Genomic DNA, 17,025 nt, shown 5'->3' with positions numbered 1-17,025 from the left:
TCCATGAAACACACGCTTATTTCGTCTGTCGTCATACTCGCCCTCAGCACCCAAGCATTTGCTAGCGAAACCGCCCCTAAACCTGCCACAGAGCACACTAAAGCGAGCAATCAACAGGTTTTAAAAGATCTGCCTTTTAACAACAAAGCCGATTTCGAGAATGCGCAGCGAGGTTTTATAGCCGCGCAAGATCAAGTGACCATCAAAAATGACAAAGGTGATGTGGTGTGGGACTTAGAGTCCTACAAAAAATACATCAGCTTAGACAAAGCAGCGCCCGATTCCGTTAACCCAAGTTTGTGGCGCAATGCGCAGCTAAACATGATCAACGGATTGTTTGAAGTCACCGACGGCATTTATCAAGTTCGCGGCTATGACTTATCTAATATTACCTTCGTAAAAGGTGACACAGGTTGGATTGTGTTTGACCCGCTGATTTCCAAAGAAACCGCCAAAGCCGCACTGGAATTTGTGAACAAACAGTTAGGTGAGCGTCCCGTGGTAGCGGTCATTTACAGCCATAGCCACATTGACCATTTTGGTGGTGTACGTGGCATTGTTGATGAAGCCGATGTGAAAGCAGGTAAGGTACAAATTATTGGGTCACACGGGTTTACCGAACATGCCGTTTCTGAAAACGTGATTGCCGGTAATGCCATGGGCCGCCGTGCGGTCTACATGTATGGCGCCCTACTCCCTAGAAACGAATTTGGTGGTGTCAACGGCGGCCTAGGCCAAACCACATCAACCGGTGAAGCAACCCTGATCGAGCCAACGGATATCATCGAAAAAACCGGCGAAGAGCGCACCGTTGATGGCGTTAAAATGGTCTTCCAATATACCCCTGGCTCAGAAGCACCGACCGAGATAAACACCTGGTTCCCAGAGAAAAAAGCCCTTTGGATGGCAGAAAACGCCACTAACACCATGCACAACATTCTTACCTTGCGTGGCGCTCAAGTGCGTGATGCCCTTAAATGGTCAAGCTACCTAAACGAAACCATTGAAATGTGGGGTGATGAGGTCAAAGTGAAGTTCCAAAGCCATCACTGGCCACTATGGGGACAACAAGCCATCGTTGATGACTTTAAGAAACAGCGCGACATGTACAAATACACCCATGACCAAAGTGTGCGCTTGATGAACCAAGGCTACAACGGCGAAGAAATTTCCGAGATGATCAAATTCCCCGATGAGCTCGAGAAAAATTGGTCAACGCGCGGTTACTACGGCACCCTTCGTCACAACAGCCGTGCCGTTTATCAACGTTACATGGGCTGGTACAACGGTAATCCATCGGATCTAAATAACCTGCCACCCGCTGACGTGGCTAAACATTATGTTGAGTACATGGGCGGTGAAAAGGCCATCCTGAAAAAAGCCGAAAAAGACTTCAGTCAAGGTAACTACCGCTGGGTAGCAGAAGTACTCAAACATGTCGTCTTTGCCAACCCCGAAAGTAAACCAGGCAAAATGTTATTGGCTGATACTTACGAGCAGCTAGGTTACCAAGCGGAATCAGGTCCATGGCGCTCGGTTTATCTGCAAGGGGCCTATGAGCTACGTAATGGCGTGCCAACCGCAGGTGGAACCAACACCGCCTCTCCCGATATCATCAAAAACATGCCCCCGCAGATGCTATTTGATTACCTCTCGGTGCGCATTAATCCAGAAAAAGCAGCGGGTAAACAGTTTAGTATCAATGTTGACTTCACAGACTTAGATGAGCAATACACCCTAAGCGTTGAAAACTCGGTGCTCAATTACACCACTAAGGTGAGCGACAAGCCGAATGTCGCACTCACCTTAACCAAAGCCAAACTGGACGAAATTCAACTTGGCCAAACCACCATGGAGCAAGCCGTGGTAGATGGTGATGTGAAAATCGACGGTGATGCTAAGGTATTTGAAGAGTTTGTTGGTATGCTTGATACCTTCAGCTTCTGGTTTAACATAGTGACACCTTAGTTGGTTTTAGCTGGTTTTAGTTGGTTTTAGCCAGTTGAATTGTTCTAAAGTAATCTAACTAACTTACCTATTGGCCAACATGATGTTGGCCAATTTTTTATTGGGAGCCCATTGTGAAGCATCTCTATTGGTGCAGCTTATTGCTGTTAACCGCCCTACCCGCCTTAGCCTGCTCTTACGACGGCCAGTTTAACAACCCCTTTAATCAGGCCTATAATGGCTCACTGCGGGTGGCTCTTGCGACCAACCAAGCCATAACTAATCAAAAATTTATCGCCGCTAAGCCATTAACTGGTCCCGCAGGTTTACAGCGAGCTCAGTGGTTGCTAAAACAAGTTATACCTCAGCTCAACAGCCTGTTTCCTCAGCCTATCGACGTTTTGTTAATCGATAAAAAGCTGTGGGCACAAGTGCGAATTGAGCAAGAAAAGCCCGCCCTAACCCTACATACCGCCAGCGCAACAGGCGAGTATCCTGTGGTGTTAATGAGTGAAGCGACCTTAATTGCCTTATCGAAAAAGCAGATCACCTTAGGACAAGCAAGCGAACTAGGTATTTTGACTCTGCAACCAGCAAGCCAATAACTGTTGCCATTTCGTTTCCAGTTGGGATGGGCAAAGCAAATTGATATTACACGTTTGCAAGTACCACAGCAGCTCGATTAAACGATAGCCCAAGGCATAATGCGCCAGCTCATCTCGCCAATCTTGATAACCTGCCTGCTGTAGTAAATAGTCAATTTGCTGCTGGCTAAGGCCTAAATCTTGGCTGATCGCCGCCACGTCAATCAACCTTGAACCTAAGCTGGCATATTCCCAATCTAGCAGTTTGACACCCCGTGGGGTGAATAACAGATTGCCTTGGTGTAAATCGCCATGACATAAACTTTGTGCGCTCACATGAGAGAGATCAAGCTGAGCAAAATAGTCCAGCATGGCCGACAGCGTGTTGCGAGAAATAGTATCAGGAAACACTAAGATCCCATCAAACAACTGTCTGCAGCGAACTACTAAATCAAGCCTTGGCAGTTGAGCCATTAATTCACTTGGCAGACTCAGTTGATCTAGTCCTTTAAAACGACATGCTAAATCATCTAACCAAGCGTTTCCCATTTGCCCATTCAGGTATTCGAGCGGGTGCTTTCCTGCAATAAATTCGGTGATTAACCAGTGTCCATATACATCGCTTGCCACCACAGGGGCGGTGATCCCATGGCGAGACAAATACGCTAACAGCCGAGGCTCAACCCCCAGCCTCAACCAAGTTGGTTCACTTTGCTCGCCCATTAACCGCACTACCCAATCATGGCATTGGCCATTTTCCCACCGCAGTAGTAAACGAAAACTTGCATGACTGATGCCTTGGCTCAATGGCAAGAGGCGGGTGATTTCAGTGCGATCATCGCCACCTAGCTCAAATATAATGCGCTTTATTTGCCGCACATGCTTGGCTTGGATCTCACCCCCTTTCATCGCACTTGGCGCAATGGAGACTGTCTTAGTCATCAAGCTTGCGGCTGCGCCAAATAATGCTTGCGCCAACGGATATAGCCAATCACCGCCATCACTTCATAACTAACAAACAACATGGCCGTTAAATACAGCTCGCGATCAACATACAAATAAATGGCACAGGCATTGATGAACAACCAGTAAAGCCAGTTTTCCAGTACCTTTTTGGCCACCATATAAGTGGTTAACACACTGGCCCAAGTGGTAAACGAATCAAGATAAGGTAACTGAGCGCCGGTATTTGCCGTTAAAAAGTAACCAGACAAGCCAGTCAATGCAAGCACGCCGACCATAGCAAATAGATGATGCCTCGCTTGCCAGCGCACAATTGGCCTCACTTCGTTTACTTGCTCAGTGGGTCTTCGCCATTGCCACCAGCCATAGATAGCCATCGCCATGTAGTAGGCATTAAGCAGTGACTCCATTACCAAACTGACATCCCAAAACAGCCAAGTGTAGATGGCCGTACTGACAAACGCAGCGTACCAACACCAACTGCTTTCCTTAATGGCGAGCACCAGATAAGCGATGGCCAACACCACGGCCACCACTTCAAAACCCGACATGGCTTGCCATGCGGCTAAAATGTTGTCGGTGATAGACGTTGAACTCATGCTTGTTCCTCCTTGGTGAACGGCTCACGAACATCACGCCCAAGTATTTTGGCCACAAATACCGCAAAACCAAATTCTTCAAACGATTTTTTCAGCTCTTTGGTCACGCACGCCATCACCTCATCATAATCACCGTAAAGCTGGGTGCTGGTAGCCGTGGTGATCACATCAATATTGGGATATTGATTAAACCCCGCGATCACGCTTTTGATAGGCGGAATAAAATCATGATTAAAGGGATACATACTGATTTCGACGGTGGCTTTCATGGTTTCTCTTCTGCCCTAAGTAAAAGCGCAATTATGCCTGAAAAAAACGGCGCATACACAGGGTATGCGCCGTTTAAGTTTAGCTGGTAATCTCAATCAATTAGGGTTAATCATCCTCTAACGGCTGCAGCTTAGTATTGCCGCCGTGGAATTTTTCCCTTGGCTTTTGGATCAAGGCATAAAAACCGGGAATGAGTAACGTCCCTGCCAATAACACACAAAGTAGACCGCCGATTAACGACACGCCTAGTGAGTTTTGACTGATATGACCCGCTCCAGAGGCATACACCATAGGCACTATGCCTAAAATAAACGACCAAGACGTCATGTTCACCGCACGAAAACGTAGCATGCCGCCCTTGGTTGCCGCCGCTTCGATGGATTCATCTTGCTCTTCGCGCGCCACCTTAGCAAACTCCACAATCAAGATAGCGTTTTTCGCGGCCAACGCAATCAACAACACCAAACCAATTTGCGCGTATAAATTAAGGGGCGTGCCTGTCAGCCAAAGGGCGATAAACGAGCCTAAGGTTGCAATAGGCACCACCAAAATAATGGCTAATGGAATGCTCCAACTTTCGTATTGCGCCACCATAAACAGATAGATAAAGATCAGCGCCAAAGCAAAAGCATAGATGGCTTGGTTACCGGCCAATACCTCTTGATAAGCTAAACCTGTCCATTCATATTGATAACCTTGCGGCAATACCTCGGCCGATACCCGCTCCATCGCTGCGATCGCATCACCACTTGAGTATCCCGGCGCGGGTTGACCTTGGATCACCGCACTGCGATACATGTTGTAACGCCAAGCAACATCAGGTTCAAAAATCTGACTGGTAGAGACTAAGGTGCTCAGCGGGATCATGTCACCGGCTTTTGAACGTACATGAAAGCGCTCCAAATCCGTGATGCTCTGACGAAATTCGCCATCGGCCTGCATGGTGACCCGAAAGTTCTTACCAAACAAAGTGAAATCATTGATATACACCGAGCCTAAGTTAGCCTGCAAGGTTTGAAACACATCGGCCAGTGCAATGCCTAGCTGTTTCACCTTGTCTCTGTCTATGTCGACATAATAATGAGGTACATTGGCTCTAAAGGTACTGAAGGTGTAGGCAATTTCAGGTTGTTGATTTGCCTTGGCAATCACATCATTCATAACCTGCTGCAAATCGGTGCGACTGCGACCTAAGGTATCTTCCAATACATATTCAAAACCCGACGCTGCCCCCATGCCCGGCACCGCAGGTGCGCCCATGGCAAACACCACGGCTTGTGGAATGTGCTGGGCGGCCATGCCATTAATGCGCGCAGCTATCGCATCGGAGGAGTGATTACCGTCGAGCTCAGCTCTATGCTGCCAATCATGTAGCTTAATAAACAACGAAGCGCCATTAGAAGCCGCGGCTCCCGTCATAAACGAATAGCCATTGGCCACGGTTACGCCATCGACGCCCGGCTCCTGTGCCACTATCTTGGATAAATTTTCGGTCACCTCTTCGGTGCGTGATAATGAAGCAGAATCGGGCAACTGCACATTAACCAGCAAGATCCCCTTATCTTCTTGAGGAACAAATGCTGTAGATGTGTTTTTAGACAAGAATAGAACCGACGTCACCGCCACGGCAAATATCACACATAACACCATGGCTTTTTTCACCAAGGTGCCCGCTATCTTGCCATAGCGCTGGGTCACTTTTTCAAGCCCTCGGTTAAAACGTTGGAACCAATTGGCGGTATTACCACCGCCTTGCTTTAGCACTAAAGAACATAACGCAGGCGATAGGGTCAATGCGTTAATTGACGAGATCACCACAGAAATACAGATAGTTAACGCAAATTGGCGATACATAATCCCCGTGATCCCCGGCAGCATGGCCACGGGTAAAAATACCGCCAACAATACCAAGGTTGAGGTAATGATCGGCCCCGTCACTTCTTTCATCGCCAGTAAGGTCGCTTTACGCGCCGTTAAGCTCGGATCTTTGGCCATCATGGTATCGACGTTTTCAATCACCAAGATAGCATCATCCACCACGATACCAATGGCCAAAATCAAGCCAAACAAGGTCACCGTATTGATGGTAAAACCGGTCGCTAACATCACGGCAAAGGTACCGATTAATGAAACAGGAATGGCGACCACGGGGATCAAGGTGGCCCGCGCACTGCCCAGAAACAGATAAGTCACCGCGATCACTAAGGCAACCGCCTGCACTAAGGTGATCACCACCCCTTTGATGGATTCAGATACAAATAAGGTGGTGTCATAACTGGTTTCATAGGCCATTCCCTCGGGGAAATTAACGCTTAATTTTTCCAGCAGATCCATCACGGCTTGCCCGCTTTCTAATGCATTGGCATCGGATTGCAATGACAAAGCCACAATAGAAGCGTCTTGGCCGCGAAATTGACCATTACCGTCATAGAATTTTTTACCTAGTTCCACACGGGCAATATCTTTTAAATACACGGTTGAGCCATCTTGGTTAGCCCGAAGCACCACGTTTTCAAACTCGTCAACGGATTCAAGACGCCCTTTAGTCACTAAATTAAACTGTACCTCTTGGGGATTTGCATACGGCGCCCCGCCAACGCGCCCTGCCGCTACTTGCACATTTTGCTCAGCCAACGCAGCATACACATCGCTGGTGGTTAAATCTAAACTGGCCATTTTTTCCGGATCAAGCCAAACCCGCATGGCAAATTCACCGCCGCCGATCACATTGACATCACTGATGCCTTTTACCCTAGCTAACTGATCTTTCACATTTAAGTTGATGTAGTTGATCAAAAACTTATCGTCATAACGCCCGTCGGGAGAGAAAAAGTTAAGCACCATCAACAAGTCGGGCGAGCGTTTTTTCACCGTCACGCCCACCATGCGCACTTCTTGGGGTAATTTTGATTCAATCTGCGCGACACGGTTTTGCACATTCACCTGAGCCATGTCCGGATCGGTGCCGATATCAAAAGTCACCGTTAAGTTATAAGAGCCGTCATTGGCGCTTTTCGATGACATGTAAATCATGTTCTCAACCCCATTGACCGAGCTTTCAATGGGATCGGCAATGGCTTGCTCAACCACTTCGGCACTGGCGCCACTGTAAAACGCGCTCACACTCACCGAAGGCGGACTGATTTTCGGGTATTCCGCTACAGGCAAGGCCATGAGGGAAATCGCCCCTGCCAAGGTTAAAATAATCGAAATAACGAGGGCAAACTTTGGCCGCTGAATAAAAAATCGACTTAACATAAACGGGCTCCTATTGTGCTAGCTCTGTGCTATTTTGCACACTGACTGGAATGCCGTTTCTTACCCTTTGTAGGCCTTGGCTAATCACCTCATCACCCGGCGCAAGTCCGTCAGAAATAATCACTTGAGAATCAATTTGCTCGCCTATTTTCACATTACGGCGCTCAGCAACGTTGCCTTCTACCACTAGCATGACAAAATCACCACCCAGATCACTTTGCACCGCACGTCGAGGCACCACCACGACCTCACTGGCCTCGGCCTGTTGCAACTTGACAATCACGTGTTGGCCCGGCAGTAGGGTTTGCTCAGGGTTCGGAATTTGGGCGCGCATTTGAATGGTGCCGGTTTGGATATCAATGCGGTTATTAATGAAGTCTAACTGACCGGGGTGTTCAAACTGCTGGCCATTCTCTAGCACCAGATACACCTTGGCACCTTGTGAGGCCTGACTGGTATTGCCACTTAGCTTATCAAGGTTTAATGCTAGGCGCTCCCTTTCACTCATGTTAAAAGTGGCATGCACAGGATCTAAACTCACTAGCGTCGTTAACACGCCTAATGAAGGAGAAACCAAATCACCCTGACTGATCTTACTGCTACTGATACGCCCGGTAAATGGCGCACGAATTTCGGTGTAGGATAAGTTAACTTCGGCCAGATTTAGCTGCGCCTTGGCTGCTTCAACTTGAGCTTGTGCGCCCAATAACTGGGCTGTTAAAGCATCAAATTCCGATTGTGAAATACTGCCTCTCGGCAATAGGTTTTTGCCGCGGCGATGATCATTTTGCGCCTTACTCAAGGCGGCATTGGCTTGCGCGAGTGCCGCTTTGCCACTAGCAACCTCGGCCACAAATGAAGAAGGCTCTATGCTGTAAAGTAAATCGCCTTGATTGACTATTTGCCCCTCTTCAAAATGGCGCTGCTTTAGATAACCTGATACTTGCGCGGTAATATTGGTATCTTCAACGGCCTCAACACGCCCTACATAGCTTTTACTAAAATAATAGTTGATCACTTCAGTTTGTTGCGTTTGCACAACGGGTAAATTTGCCCCAGGGTTACCGGTTTCAGCACGCTCGCAACCCGTTAGTAATAAGCTCACACTCAAGCTCAATACCATTACCGCTAATCTTGTTTTATTCATCGAAAAGGCCACTTAATAATCTCTGTTGATATGAAACTAACCATACAATAAGGTCTATAAATTATCAGCAAGCTTAACCAAAAAAGCTGAACGCGACCTTAACAGGACTAAAGAGCAGGCAAAAACCATCAGGAATAGATAGATAACTGTATAAAAAGCAGCTTAAAATCTTGTACATACAGCTAGGTTAGCCCTAGCTGTAGGTGTCAGACTAGCCTTGCGGCAAGTATAAAGTGAGCACTTGTCCCACACGAATATGGTTATCCTTTATTTGGTTGATAAGACGAATATCATCTAAATCAAGGCGATGCTGTCTTGCGATCTGCATAAGAGAATCCCCTTGTTGCACCTTATATTGCTTAACTAACACACCATTGGCAGGCACTTTGATTTGCTTACCCGCTTGCAGGCCTTGTTTTAAGCTAGGGTTTAGCTTCATTAACTCTTGCTGACTGACGCCGAACCAACGGCTTAAACGGGTGTAGGTCATGCCCGGTTTAATTTCGACCTTGATGTAGCCTTCAGGCCGAGATTTAACCGAACTGGCCACTGTGGCTTGTGTTTTAGGGGACAGTTTTACCTTCGGCTTAGGCTTTTTCGCTTGCTGGGCAAGGCGATCTTTACGTTGCTGGTCTTCCACTTGAGCGCGAGTGGGAACGAGGTCATTTTGTGCAGCAATAAACTGCGGCGTAAATCCCGTCGCGGCGCTGATATGAATGCCGTCTACCGCATTCACCGGTAACGAATTAGGATGCACAATAAAATTATGCTGATGAGTTAAAAACCTTGCCCCAACAAAATCGGGATTAAGGCGTTCAAATTGCGCCACATCCATGCCTAACCCTTTGGCTAATGGGGCTATTTGATAATCACGTCTGGTAATGATCACCGCTTCACTCGGTGGCATTTTTCCTTGGCGCTTAATTTGATTGGCCAACATAGTCGCGGCAATCCAACGTGGCACATAATGGCGGGTTTCTTTGGGCAAGTGGTCATAAATCGTCACAAAGTTATAGCGTCCAGAGTCCACCTTTTCAAAACGTCGACTAACGCCATACTCACCAGCGTTGTAGGACGCGGCAATGAGTAACGCATCGTTGCCAAAGGCTTGCTGCCTTGCTTGAATGTATTTAATGGCGGCATCGGTGGCTTTAACCACGTCTTTGCGTTGCTCGGGGCGAATACCGAGCTCTTTGGCCGTTGCAGGCATTAATTGCCAAACACCATGGGCGCCTTTATTCGACAGGGCAACGGTTCTAAACGCCGACTCTATCATAGCCAAGTAGCTGTATTCGATTGGCAAATCAGCTTGCTTCAAGCGATATTGCAAATATGGCAAGAATCGGCTGCCACGCTGCAAAGAGCCGGTGACAAACTCGGTTTGATAAAAGTAGTCGTATTCCGCTTTCACCCAAGTATAAAGTTGGCGAATTTCTTCGTTGTCTAACTCTACCTGCAATGATCGCAACACATCGAGGTAATCAAGCTGCTCAGAAGTGGGCACGGCAAAAGGTGGCTCGATGGGGGCCACTTTAACATCAACGAACGGCTTACTTGGCTCTGGCGGCGGGGTTGAACAGGCTGATAGTAACAATAACAAAAAAGCAACACTGATTAATTTCACGTTTAACTCCAACTTCTTCGCGCTGCTACAACGGCGCCATTGCACTTATTTTGTCTTCCAACTTGACCAAGGATCTTGCTGCTCACCTTGACGCGGCGTCGACCTACTTGGCTTACCCCGGCGAACAGGTTTGTCTTGACGCTGACGCTTTTTCTGCTGCTGTAATTCATAATCTTGCTGCGCTTTTTGCTTCATTTCAGCAATCAGCTCTGGCGTTAATGGCTGCGGGGCTCGTGGCTCAATACCATCGGCAAAACCGCGCTCTCTGGGCTTTAATGCAAACTGCTGCTTACTTGGACGCGGCATACGTTTAAAGCGATAAAGGTAAAAGTTCTCTACCTTGTCTTTGGCCCACTCGGTCTTTTTGATAAATTTAACGCTGCTAGCAACGCTTGGGTTGTTTTTAAAGCAAGCCAATCGCAATGCTTCATAGAGGATATCCCAGCCGTAAAACTCGACCAATTCGGTCAATAGCTGCTCGTTCTTAAGACCGTGCAATGGGTTATTTGTTTGTTTTTCTGTCATCAAATTTGTCAATAATCGCTACTAAAAGAGTAGTATAGAGTAATTAATCCGCCTTTATACCATTTGTTTGAAGTAAAAGCTTGGCCTTAATTCACAGCCAAACAAACAAAAACACCCGCACTAAAGCAGGTGTTTTTCATTTAGATACAAGTTTTACTTAAAGTATTTCAGGTACTTCTTGTTTTAGCTCTTGGCTCCATACGCCAACTTGAACTTGGCCTATGTGTTGTTTTTGCAGTAACAGCATGGCTAAACGAGACTGACCAATACCACCACCTATGGTTTGTGGCAACTTAGCTTCCAGTAAGCTTTTGTGCCAGTCATACGCCAGTCTGTCTTGGTCACCGGTGATTTCTAATTGTTTTTGTAGGGCTTCTGGGTTTACGCGAATGCCCATAGACGAAATCTCAAATGAATCTTGTAGCACAGGGTTCCATACTAAAATGTCACCGTTTAAGCCTGAGTATTTTTCACACGTTGGCGTTGACCAGTCATCGTAATCAGGTGCACGTACGTCATGGATATCACCGTGAGACAAAGCGCCGCCGATACCAATTAAGAATACGGCACCGTGCTCTTTGGTGATGGCGCGCTCACGCTCTTTTGCTGTGAGCTCTGGATATTGTTCAAGTAATTGCTGAGCGTGAATAAAGGTAATTTTCTCTGGTAAAAATGGCTTAAGCTCAAACAGCTCATCCACTTGCTTTTCTGCTTCTTTAATAGCGCTGTATAAGGTTTCAACCGTTGCTTTAAGGTGATCCAAAGAGCGCTCAGAGCTAGCACAAATGACTTTTTCCCAGTCCCATTGGTCAACGTAAACCGAGTGGATCGGGCTGAGTTTTTCTTCATCTGGACGCAGTGCTTTCATGTTGGTGTATAAGCCTTCGCCTACTTTAAAGCCATAATCGCCTAGGGTTTTACGCTTCCATTTAGCCAATGAGTGAACCACCTCGAAATGCTGATCTTGCTCAGGCAGCGATTTCACTTTCACGGATACCGCTTTCTCGTGACCACTTAGGTTATCTTGAATGCCGTCACCCACTTTTGCCAAGATTGGCGCTTGCACTTCAACAAGGCCTAATTTTTCTTCTAATTGGGTGGCAAAAATCTGCTTAACCTTACTGATTTGACGTTGGCTTTGAATGTATTGGCTGCTCATAAACTCATCCCTTTTGCTTAATTGTTTTAATCTTGTGTAATCAACTGATACGAATATTCACCCAAAGCGCAAATAAATTCAATAACCCACAACAAAAACAACAAAAGCACTCAATATTCATTAATTTTTAGCTAAAATAATGAGAAACCATCAATCACAGGTTAAAAAAATGCCAGATAATTATCAGATCGATAATCTCGATAAACAAATACTTCAAGCCCTGACCAATAATGCGCGCATCCCCTACGCCGAATTAGCCAAACAATGTGGGGTGAGCGCCGGCACCATCCATGTCCGAGTAGAAAAAATGAAACAAGCGGGCATCATCGAAGGCACGCGCGTGGCTATTAACGCCAAAAAGCTAGGCTACGACGTCTGCTGTTTTATCGGCGTTAACCTCACCAGCGCCAAAGACTATCCCGACACCATTAAAAAGTTAGAAGCCTTAGAGGAAGTCGTCGAAGCCTATTACACCACAGGCAACTACAGTATTTTTGTTAAGGTAATGACCCGCTCCATCGATCATTTGCAAACCACCTTAATCAACAAGATCCAAACCATCGACGCCATTCAGTCCACCGAAACCTTAATCTCACTGCAAAACCCCATTCACCGCGATGTAATGCCCTAGCCCGCCAGCGCCTTGGGACCCGCCAAGGCGCTGATTGTTTGAGCAACAGGTGTAAAATGAATCCTCTTCGTTTTTGGGAATGTCAAGAATTGTTTAGATATGGGGTTAAGGATTTGTTTAATAATTGAAATTTAAAGGGGATTATTTACACTGGTTGGGCCGCTTAATCATCCCATATTGTAAGCCAAACAGCTGTTTTTCCCTTGCAGCCATTAAAAATGGAGTTCTACTTAAAAACCCATTCAGTCAACTCATATACGGTCAGTGTTCACCTGACAAAGAATTGAAATTGCCAGGTCAGAACCTATTAGACCTAGTTTCGAGCTCACATAACCGATCAATGCTGTGTTAAGGTGTAATAGTCTGAGTCCATCATATCAAGCTCTGAATTACTATTAGGCAAAGGAGTATCTTCATCTAACATACGCTGAAAACGTAACTTGTGGTCATATAGCCTAAGCTCAGTTTGAACGCCATTTTCATTGTAATAATACCAAAGACCAATCCGCCCATTATTTTCATATGCGCCTTTTCTGCGTAATTGACCATTATCATAGTAATACGTCCATACTCCTTCATGATTTTGGCCTCCAGCAGCTACACTGTTATCCAGCGTTCGAACAACATTTATTTTATAGGCTCCTTGAGATCTAATTTTCCCATTTTCATAATAGCTAATAAAATCGCCATTATAATAACCGTCGCGATATTCACTTTTACCCCGTATTTGGCCATTTTCATAGTACTGAATGAATTCACCTTGCTTATTGCCTGATATAAAAGTACCGGCTTCAGCCACTTGACCATTGCTATGATAAAATTTATAGGGTCCATCCGCATAGCCTTGGTGCATAGTTGTTTCAATATATACCTGACCATTTTCATGATATTCCTTATAAATCCCTTCTAACACGGAGTATTGATAAGTCTTTAAGGTCTTCTCACGTCCCTGTTCAAAGGATAGCCAAGTACCATGTTTCTCTCCATCAACATAATGCCCCTGCTGCTCAACACGCCCTTCTTGATCATAAAATAACCACTGGCCGTGACGGTTCCCTTGAAGTAATCCCCCTTTCGACTCGACTTTTCCGGTATCATGATAATAGACCCATGTCCAATGAGGTAAGTGGACATTACCATTATCAACATTGGCGAGCGTACCTTCTGCAGAAACCTGACCATTTTCATGATACACAGTTCTACCAGCTAATAATCCTCGCTGATATTGCTCTTCTTTAAGTAACTTTCCTTCCTCGTAAAACGACCAGCGCCCCTGCTTTTCACCATCCTGATATCGTCCTTCTTCCGCAATCCGCCCCAAATAATCGTAGGTCAAATATTTTCCTTCAAGAACACCTGATTTTGCGTAAAATTTATTGCTTAGCTGTCCATTAGCATGATAATGAGTTATTTCACCATGCTGCTCTCCCCTAAGATAAAAGATCTTTGATTTTAATCTCTTAAGTTCAGAATCATTAACTTCCATAAGCAAAGGCTGAGAAGGCTTATCTGCTGGATCACAATGGAAATGATAATGTACTCCTACCTCTTGGTCAGAATACATCACTCGACCATATACTTCTTCAATTGGCTTAAATCTCCCAAAAAAGTTGATACCTCCTTCGTAACAAAACTCTTTCACTGTATAATCCCCCCTGGGATGGTATTCTGTTACCTTACTTAACTTATTTTCATCTCTGTCATAGTATTCAAACCAATTTCCTGTTTTATTACCTAAGTGATAACTCCCTTCTTCTTTAACTCTCCCACTGAGATAATACCTAACCCATTCACCTTCATGCAGATTATTTAGATAAGCGCCACGAACTTCAACTTGATGTTTATTATCATAAAAATACCTATAATACGGGCCATCTGGCTGAGGCTCTTCAGGGATAAAGCTTTTTATAACTAACACTAAAACGACGAAGCAAAACGTAGTCGATACTCCAATCACAGTTCTCTTAAAGTATTTAATAAACTTCGTCTCTTTAACCATTGATTACAAATACCCTTCACATAATTGATAAAATCATCTACAGCAATATATACTAAAATCACTACAAATTAACCAAAAACAGTAAATAAACCGATTAAAATGCGATAGCTGTACCAATTCTCAGCTTAGTAATTCAGCATAGAGCCATGGTCGGGGCACAATGGGTTTCCAAAATTAGAAGTTTGAGCCAAGGTTTGAGTGATTTTGAGTCAGAGATCAAGACAAAGCACCCAGTGCATGACTGGGCTCATCGCTTCACGAGATGCACCAAGACAAACAACCTCATTCACTATCATAATAGACATAAGCAAGGCATAACATGAGCGAGCAACATATAGTCAAACTGGTCAACCGGAAAGACTCACCTGTTTTCTGGTTGTTGATTTCAATGGTCATTTTGTTGATTGGTTACAATATCTTTGATTACGACCATAAGCAGACAGGCGTATATCTATTAGCCTTGGCTTTGCTTTTTATTATTTCCATTGGTCTCGCGGCCAAAAGCTACAAAGCAACAGAAGTTAACTGCCAGCTTAGAAAAATGACTTTCGTCACTGGTTTCTTTGGCCCTGAGCGGCGTCGCGATGTTGAAATCGAACCACTTCAGTACGTTGAGCTTTTTTCAAAAAGGGTAGCGGTTAAAGACGAACGGACAAAAAAATCAAGGCTAGAGACGTTTACGGGCGTCAATATCGTCGGCTCAGAGCCATTCGAGTTTTGCCTGTTACCCAAGTTTGACCAAGCCTCGCGTTACGCTATCAAGTTAGCTAAACACCTTGACTGCCCATTAGTTGATCAAGTCAATGACAGGGGTTACCTACCAGAAGAATTTCAGCTTTCGTTAGGCGACAAGCTCAGAGCAAAAAACCATGAGGCATCAAACTTTGGCGTCGGAAATGATCACTGCAAAAACATCAACGACGATGCACAAGATGCTGAAATGAGTTTCGCGCTGCCTATGTTACACAATCCTACCTATTACTTATTGGCGCTGTGCATCAGTGTGCTTACTTTCTTAACTTGGCTATCTGCCATGTACATTGCTCACTATCAAGTATCAGCGGTGAGTTTAATCATCTTTATCTGGGCCTTCAGAGTATTCTTGCGTCAACACAAGGCCAACTCTCTTGAGCATACCCTCAAGTTAACCTCTGCACGGCTGCTTTATCAGTCAGGCGTACTAGGCAAACATACACTTCCTTTAAACTGCGTTGAAGATCTGTATGTGAAAGATGATGAGATGCACCTACTCACCACCAGCCAAGACATCATGATCAACTTCAGCAACAATAAAGAGCTGATGCATACGATCCATGAAATATTGTTAGCGCATTTTAAAACTCATGGTTAAGCCGATACTGCGCCTTGTAACTGGCATAATCCACAATAGCGTCAGCTAAGACGGGGAATATGACTTCCCCTTGATGCCTAAACTGTCTGAAACTTGGTACGTGTGAAGTTAATGGGTAACAAAGAGTAAACAAGCTCGTTTTTTATCTCGTTGTCTAATTCGGCAAATGACTTATACAAAGGCCGACTGATAGCGCCTTGGCGTCACCCCTAGGCGTTTTTTAAACTGATGCTGAAAATGACTTTGATCGCTAAAGCCGAGATTTAAAGCCACATCGGCTAGTGCCTGCCCTCGCCTTAACTCAATTTTCGCTTGCTTGATCCGCGCATCAATTAAATAGGCATGGGGACTTAAGCCATATACTTGCTTAAAACTCCGTATCAGATGATAGCGGCTGATCCCGGCCAAGTTAGCTAATGACGTTAAATCTGGGCTGCCATCTAACTGAGATAGTAAGTATTCCTTGGCTAGGTATAAGCGATCCGACGAACGAGACTCATCGGCACGCCCCTGAAATAAGGGCAACAAAAACTCAATCAGTAAAGACTCCGCGTTTAGTTGAGCTTGTCCTTGAGCCAGCGCTCCAAATAATTCATCAAAAAGCTGATAATGCGCCTCTGATTGCAACATCACTCGGCTAAACGCATGGTAATCAAGGGCGCAGCTAAAACCGCTTTCGTGTTGCAGCTGCGCCAACCATTGGCAGTTTAAAAACAGCATACGATAAGACCACTGGCCTTGGTCTGGGTTACAAGCATGCATATCGCCCGGATTAATTAGCACGGTATCGCGATAACCAATTTGCTGATGTTGCCCGCCATTTAAATAATCGGCTTGGCCTGCATCAATCACGCCAAAAGAAAATTCATCATGACTGTGCAGATGATAACAAGCGCCAGATTGTGTGGCTTGGCGCATCTCGATTGCTGGCAATGCAGGAGATTGACTAAAAAACTGTGACAAAACAA

The 17,025-nt window shown here is 45.4% G+C and carries 14 protein-coding genes; 4 read left to right on the top strand and 10 right to left on the bottom strand.

What is annotated here, in order from left to right:
* Positions 1-3 precede the first annotated feature (3 nt).
* Both K6Y21_RS18615 and K6Y21_RS18610 read left to right on the top strand, forming a co-directional pair.
* Entirely contained in the window at positions 4-1,968 is a 1,965-nt protein-coding gene (locus K6Y21_RS18615; RefSeq protein ID WP_233073383.1) for an alkyl/aryl-sulfatase, read from the top strand.
* Between the two features lie 113 nt (positions 1,969-2,081).
* Entirely contained in the window at positions 2,082-2,552 is a 471-nt protein-coding gene (locus K6Y21_RS18610) for a hypothetical protein (protein WP_233073382.1), read from the top strand.
* Here K6Y21_RS18610 and K6Y21_RS18605 read toward each other — a convergent pair.
* The 8 genes from K6Y21_RS18605 to asnA all read right to left on the bottom strand — a co-directional run bounded on the left by K6Y21_RS18605 (position 2,517) and on the right by asnA (position 12,076).
* Positions 2,517-3,473: a phosphotransferase gene (locus tag K6Y21_RS18605; RefSeq protein WP_233073381.1), complete on the bottom strand. Its 957-nt coding sequence runs from the start codon at positions 3,471-3,473 to the stop codon at positions 2,517-2,519. The two genes, K6Y21_RS18610 and K6Y21_RS18605, sit on opposite strands and share 36 nt — an antisense overlap.
* Positions 3,473-4,093, bottom strand: coding sequence for a nicotinamide riboside transporter PnuC (pnuC, locus tag K6Y21_RS18600; protein ID WP_233073380.1), 621 nt, complete (start codon positions 4,091-4,093; stop codon positions 3,473-3,475). The genes K6Y21_RS18605 and pnuC overlap by 1 nt, the downstream gene beginning before the upstream one ends.
* Entirely contained in the window at positions 4,090-4,362 is a 273-nt protein-coding gene (locus K6Y21_RS18595; protein ID WP_233073379.1) for a hypothetical protein, read from the bottom strand. Before K6Y21_RS18595 ends, pnuC begins: the two co-directional genes overlap by 4 nt.
* 106 nt (positions 4,363-4,468) lie before the next feature.
* Positions 4,469-7,621 carry an efflux RND transporter permease subunit gene (locus tag K6Y21_RS18590; protein WP_233073378.1) on the bottom strand — a complete coding sequence of 1,051 codons (3,153 nt, stop codon included), beginning with the start codon at positions 7,619-7,621 and terminating at the stop codon, positions 4,469-4,471.
* Positions 7,622-7,631: 10 nt separating this feature from the next.
* Positions 7,632-8,768, bottom strand: a complete 1,137-nt coding sequence (locus K6Y21_RS18585; RefSeq protein WP_285229763.1) for an efflux RND transporter periplasmic adaptor subunit — start codon at positions 8,766-8,768, stop codon at positions 7,632-7,634.
* 211 nt (positions 8,769-8,979) lie between these two features.
* Positions 8,980-10,392 carry a lytic transglycosylase domain-containing protein gene (locus K6Y21_RS18580; RefSeq protein ID WP_233073377.1) on the bottom strand — a complete coding sequence of 471 codons (1,413 nt, stop codon included), beginning with the start codon at positions 10,390-10,392 and terminating at the stop codon, positions 8,980-8,982.
* 45 nt (positions 10,393-10,437) lie between these two features.
* A complete protein-coding gene (locus tag K6Y21_RS18575) occupies positions 10,438-10,917 on the bottom strand; it encodes a VF530 family protein (RefSeq protein ID WP_233073376.1) in 480 nt (159 codons plus the stop codon).
* 157 nt (positions 10,918-11,074) lie between these two features.
* Positions 11,075-12,076, bottom strand: a complete 1,002-nt coding sequence (asnA, locus tag K6Y21_RS18570; RefSeq protein WP_233073375.1) for an aspartate--ammonia ligase — start codon at positions 12,074-12,076, stop codon at positions 11,075-11,077.
* Between the two features lie 169 nt (positions 12,077-12,245).
* Between asnA and asnC the strand changes: the two genes are divergently transcribed.
* Positions 12,246-12,707 (top strand): transcriptional regulator AsnC, encoded by a 462-nt coding sequence (gene asnC / locus K6Y21_RS18565; RefSeq protein ID WP_233073374.1) that lies wholly within the window; start codon positions 12,246-12,248, stop codon positions 12,705-12,707.
* Between the two features lie 337 nt (positions 12,708-13,044).
* On the opposite strand, the gene K6Y21_RS18560 is transcribed toward asnC, so the two are convergent.
* Positions 13,045-14,706 carry a toxin-antitoxin system YwqK family antitoxin gene (locus K6Y21_RS18560; protein ID WP_233073372.1) on the bottom strand — a complete coding sequence of 554 codons (1,662 nt, stop codon included), beginning with the start codon at positions 14,704-14,706 and terminating at the stop codon, positions 13,045-13,047.
* A gap of 319 nt (positions 14,707-15,025) precedes the next feature.
* Between K6Y21_RS18560 and K6Y21_RS18555 the strand changes: the two genes are divergently transcribed.
* The gene (locus tag K6Y21_RS18555) at positions 15,026-16,057 is read left to right on the top strand and encodes a hypothetical protein (RefSeq protein ID WP_233073370.1); all 1,032 of its coding nucleotides are present in this window, start codon (positions 15,026-15,028) and stop codon (positions 16,055-16,057) included.
* A gap of 171 nt (positions 16,058-16,228) precedes the next feature.
* On the opposite strand, the gene K6Y21_RS18550 is transcribed toward K6Y21_RS18555, so the two are convergent.
* Positions 16,229-17,020, bottom strand: coding sequence for a helix-turn-helix transcriptional regulator (locus tag K6Y21_RS18550; RefSeq protein ID WP_233073369.1), 792 nt, complete (start codon positions 17,018-17,020; stop codon positions 16,229-16,231).
* Between the last annotated feature and the right edge of the window lie 5 nt (positions 17,021-17,025).

This window comes from Motilimonas eburnea (genome assembly GCF_021295345.1).
GTDB classification, from domain to species: Bacteria; Pseudomonadota; Gammaproteobacteria; order Enterobacterales; family CBDFNC01; genus Motilimonas; species Motilimonas eburnea.
The sequence above is the reverse complement of the archived record's forward strand: the minus strand, read 5'-3'. Positions and strand labels throughout refer to the sequence as shown.

Excerpts from the sequence above, each read along its gene's own strand:
- K6Y21_RS18615 (WP_233073383.1), top strand. The coding sequence starts at position 4 with ATGAAACACACGCTTATTTCGTCTGTCGTCATACTCGCCCTCAGCACC.
- K6Y21_RS18605 (WP_233073381.1), bottom strand. The coding sequence starts at position 3,473 with ATGACTAAGACAGTCTCCATTGCGCCAAGTGCGATGAAAGGGGGTGAG.
- pnuC (WP_233073380.1), bottom strand. The coding sequence starts at position 4,093 with ATGAGTTCAACGTCTATCACCGACAACATTTTAGCCGCATGGCAAGCC.
- K6Y21_RS18595 (WP_233073379.1), bottom strand. The coding sequence starts at position 4,362 with ATGAAAGCCACCGTCGAAATCAGTATGTATCCCTTTAATCATGATTTT.
- K6Y21_RS18590 (WP_233073378.1), bottom strand. The coding sequence starts at position 7,621 with ATGTTAAGTCGATTTTTTATTCAGCGGCCAAAGTTTGCCCTCGTTATT.
- K6Y21_RS18585 (WP_285229763.1), bottom strand. The coding sequence starts at position 8,768 with ATGAATAAAACAAGATTAGCGGTAATGGTATTGAGCTTGAGTGTGAGC.
- K6Y21_RS18575 (WP_233073376.1), bottom strand. The coding sequence starts at position 10,917 with ATGACAGAAAAACAAACAAATAACCCATTGCACGGTCTTAAGAACGAG.
- asnA (WP_233073375.1), bottom strand. The coding sequence starts at position 12,076 with ATGAGCAGCCAATACATTCAAAGCCAACGTCAAATCAGTAAGGTTAAG.
- asnC (WP_233073374.1), top strand. The coding sequence starts at position 12,246 with ATGCCAGATAATTATCAGATCGATAATCTCGATAAACAAATACTTCAA.
- K6Y21_RS18560 (WP_233073372.1), bottom strand. The coding sequence starts at position 14,706 with ATGGTTAAAGAGACGAAGTTTATTAAATACTTTAAGAGAACTGTGATT.
- K6Y21_RS18555 (WP_233073370.1), top strand. The coding sequence starts at position 15,026 with ATGAGCGAGCAACATATAGTCAAACTGGTCAACCGGAAAGACTCACCT.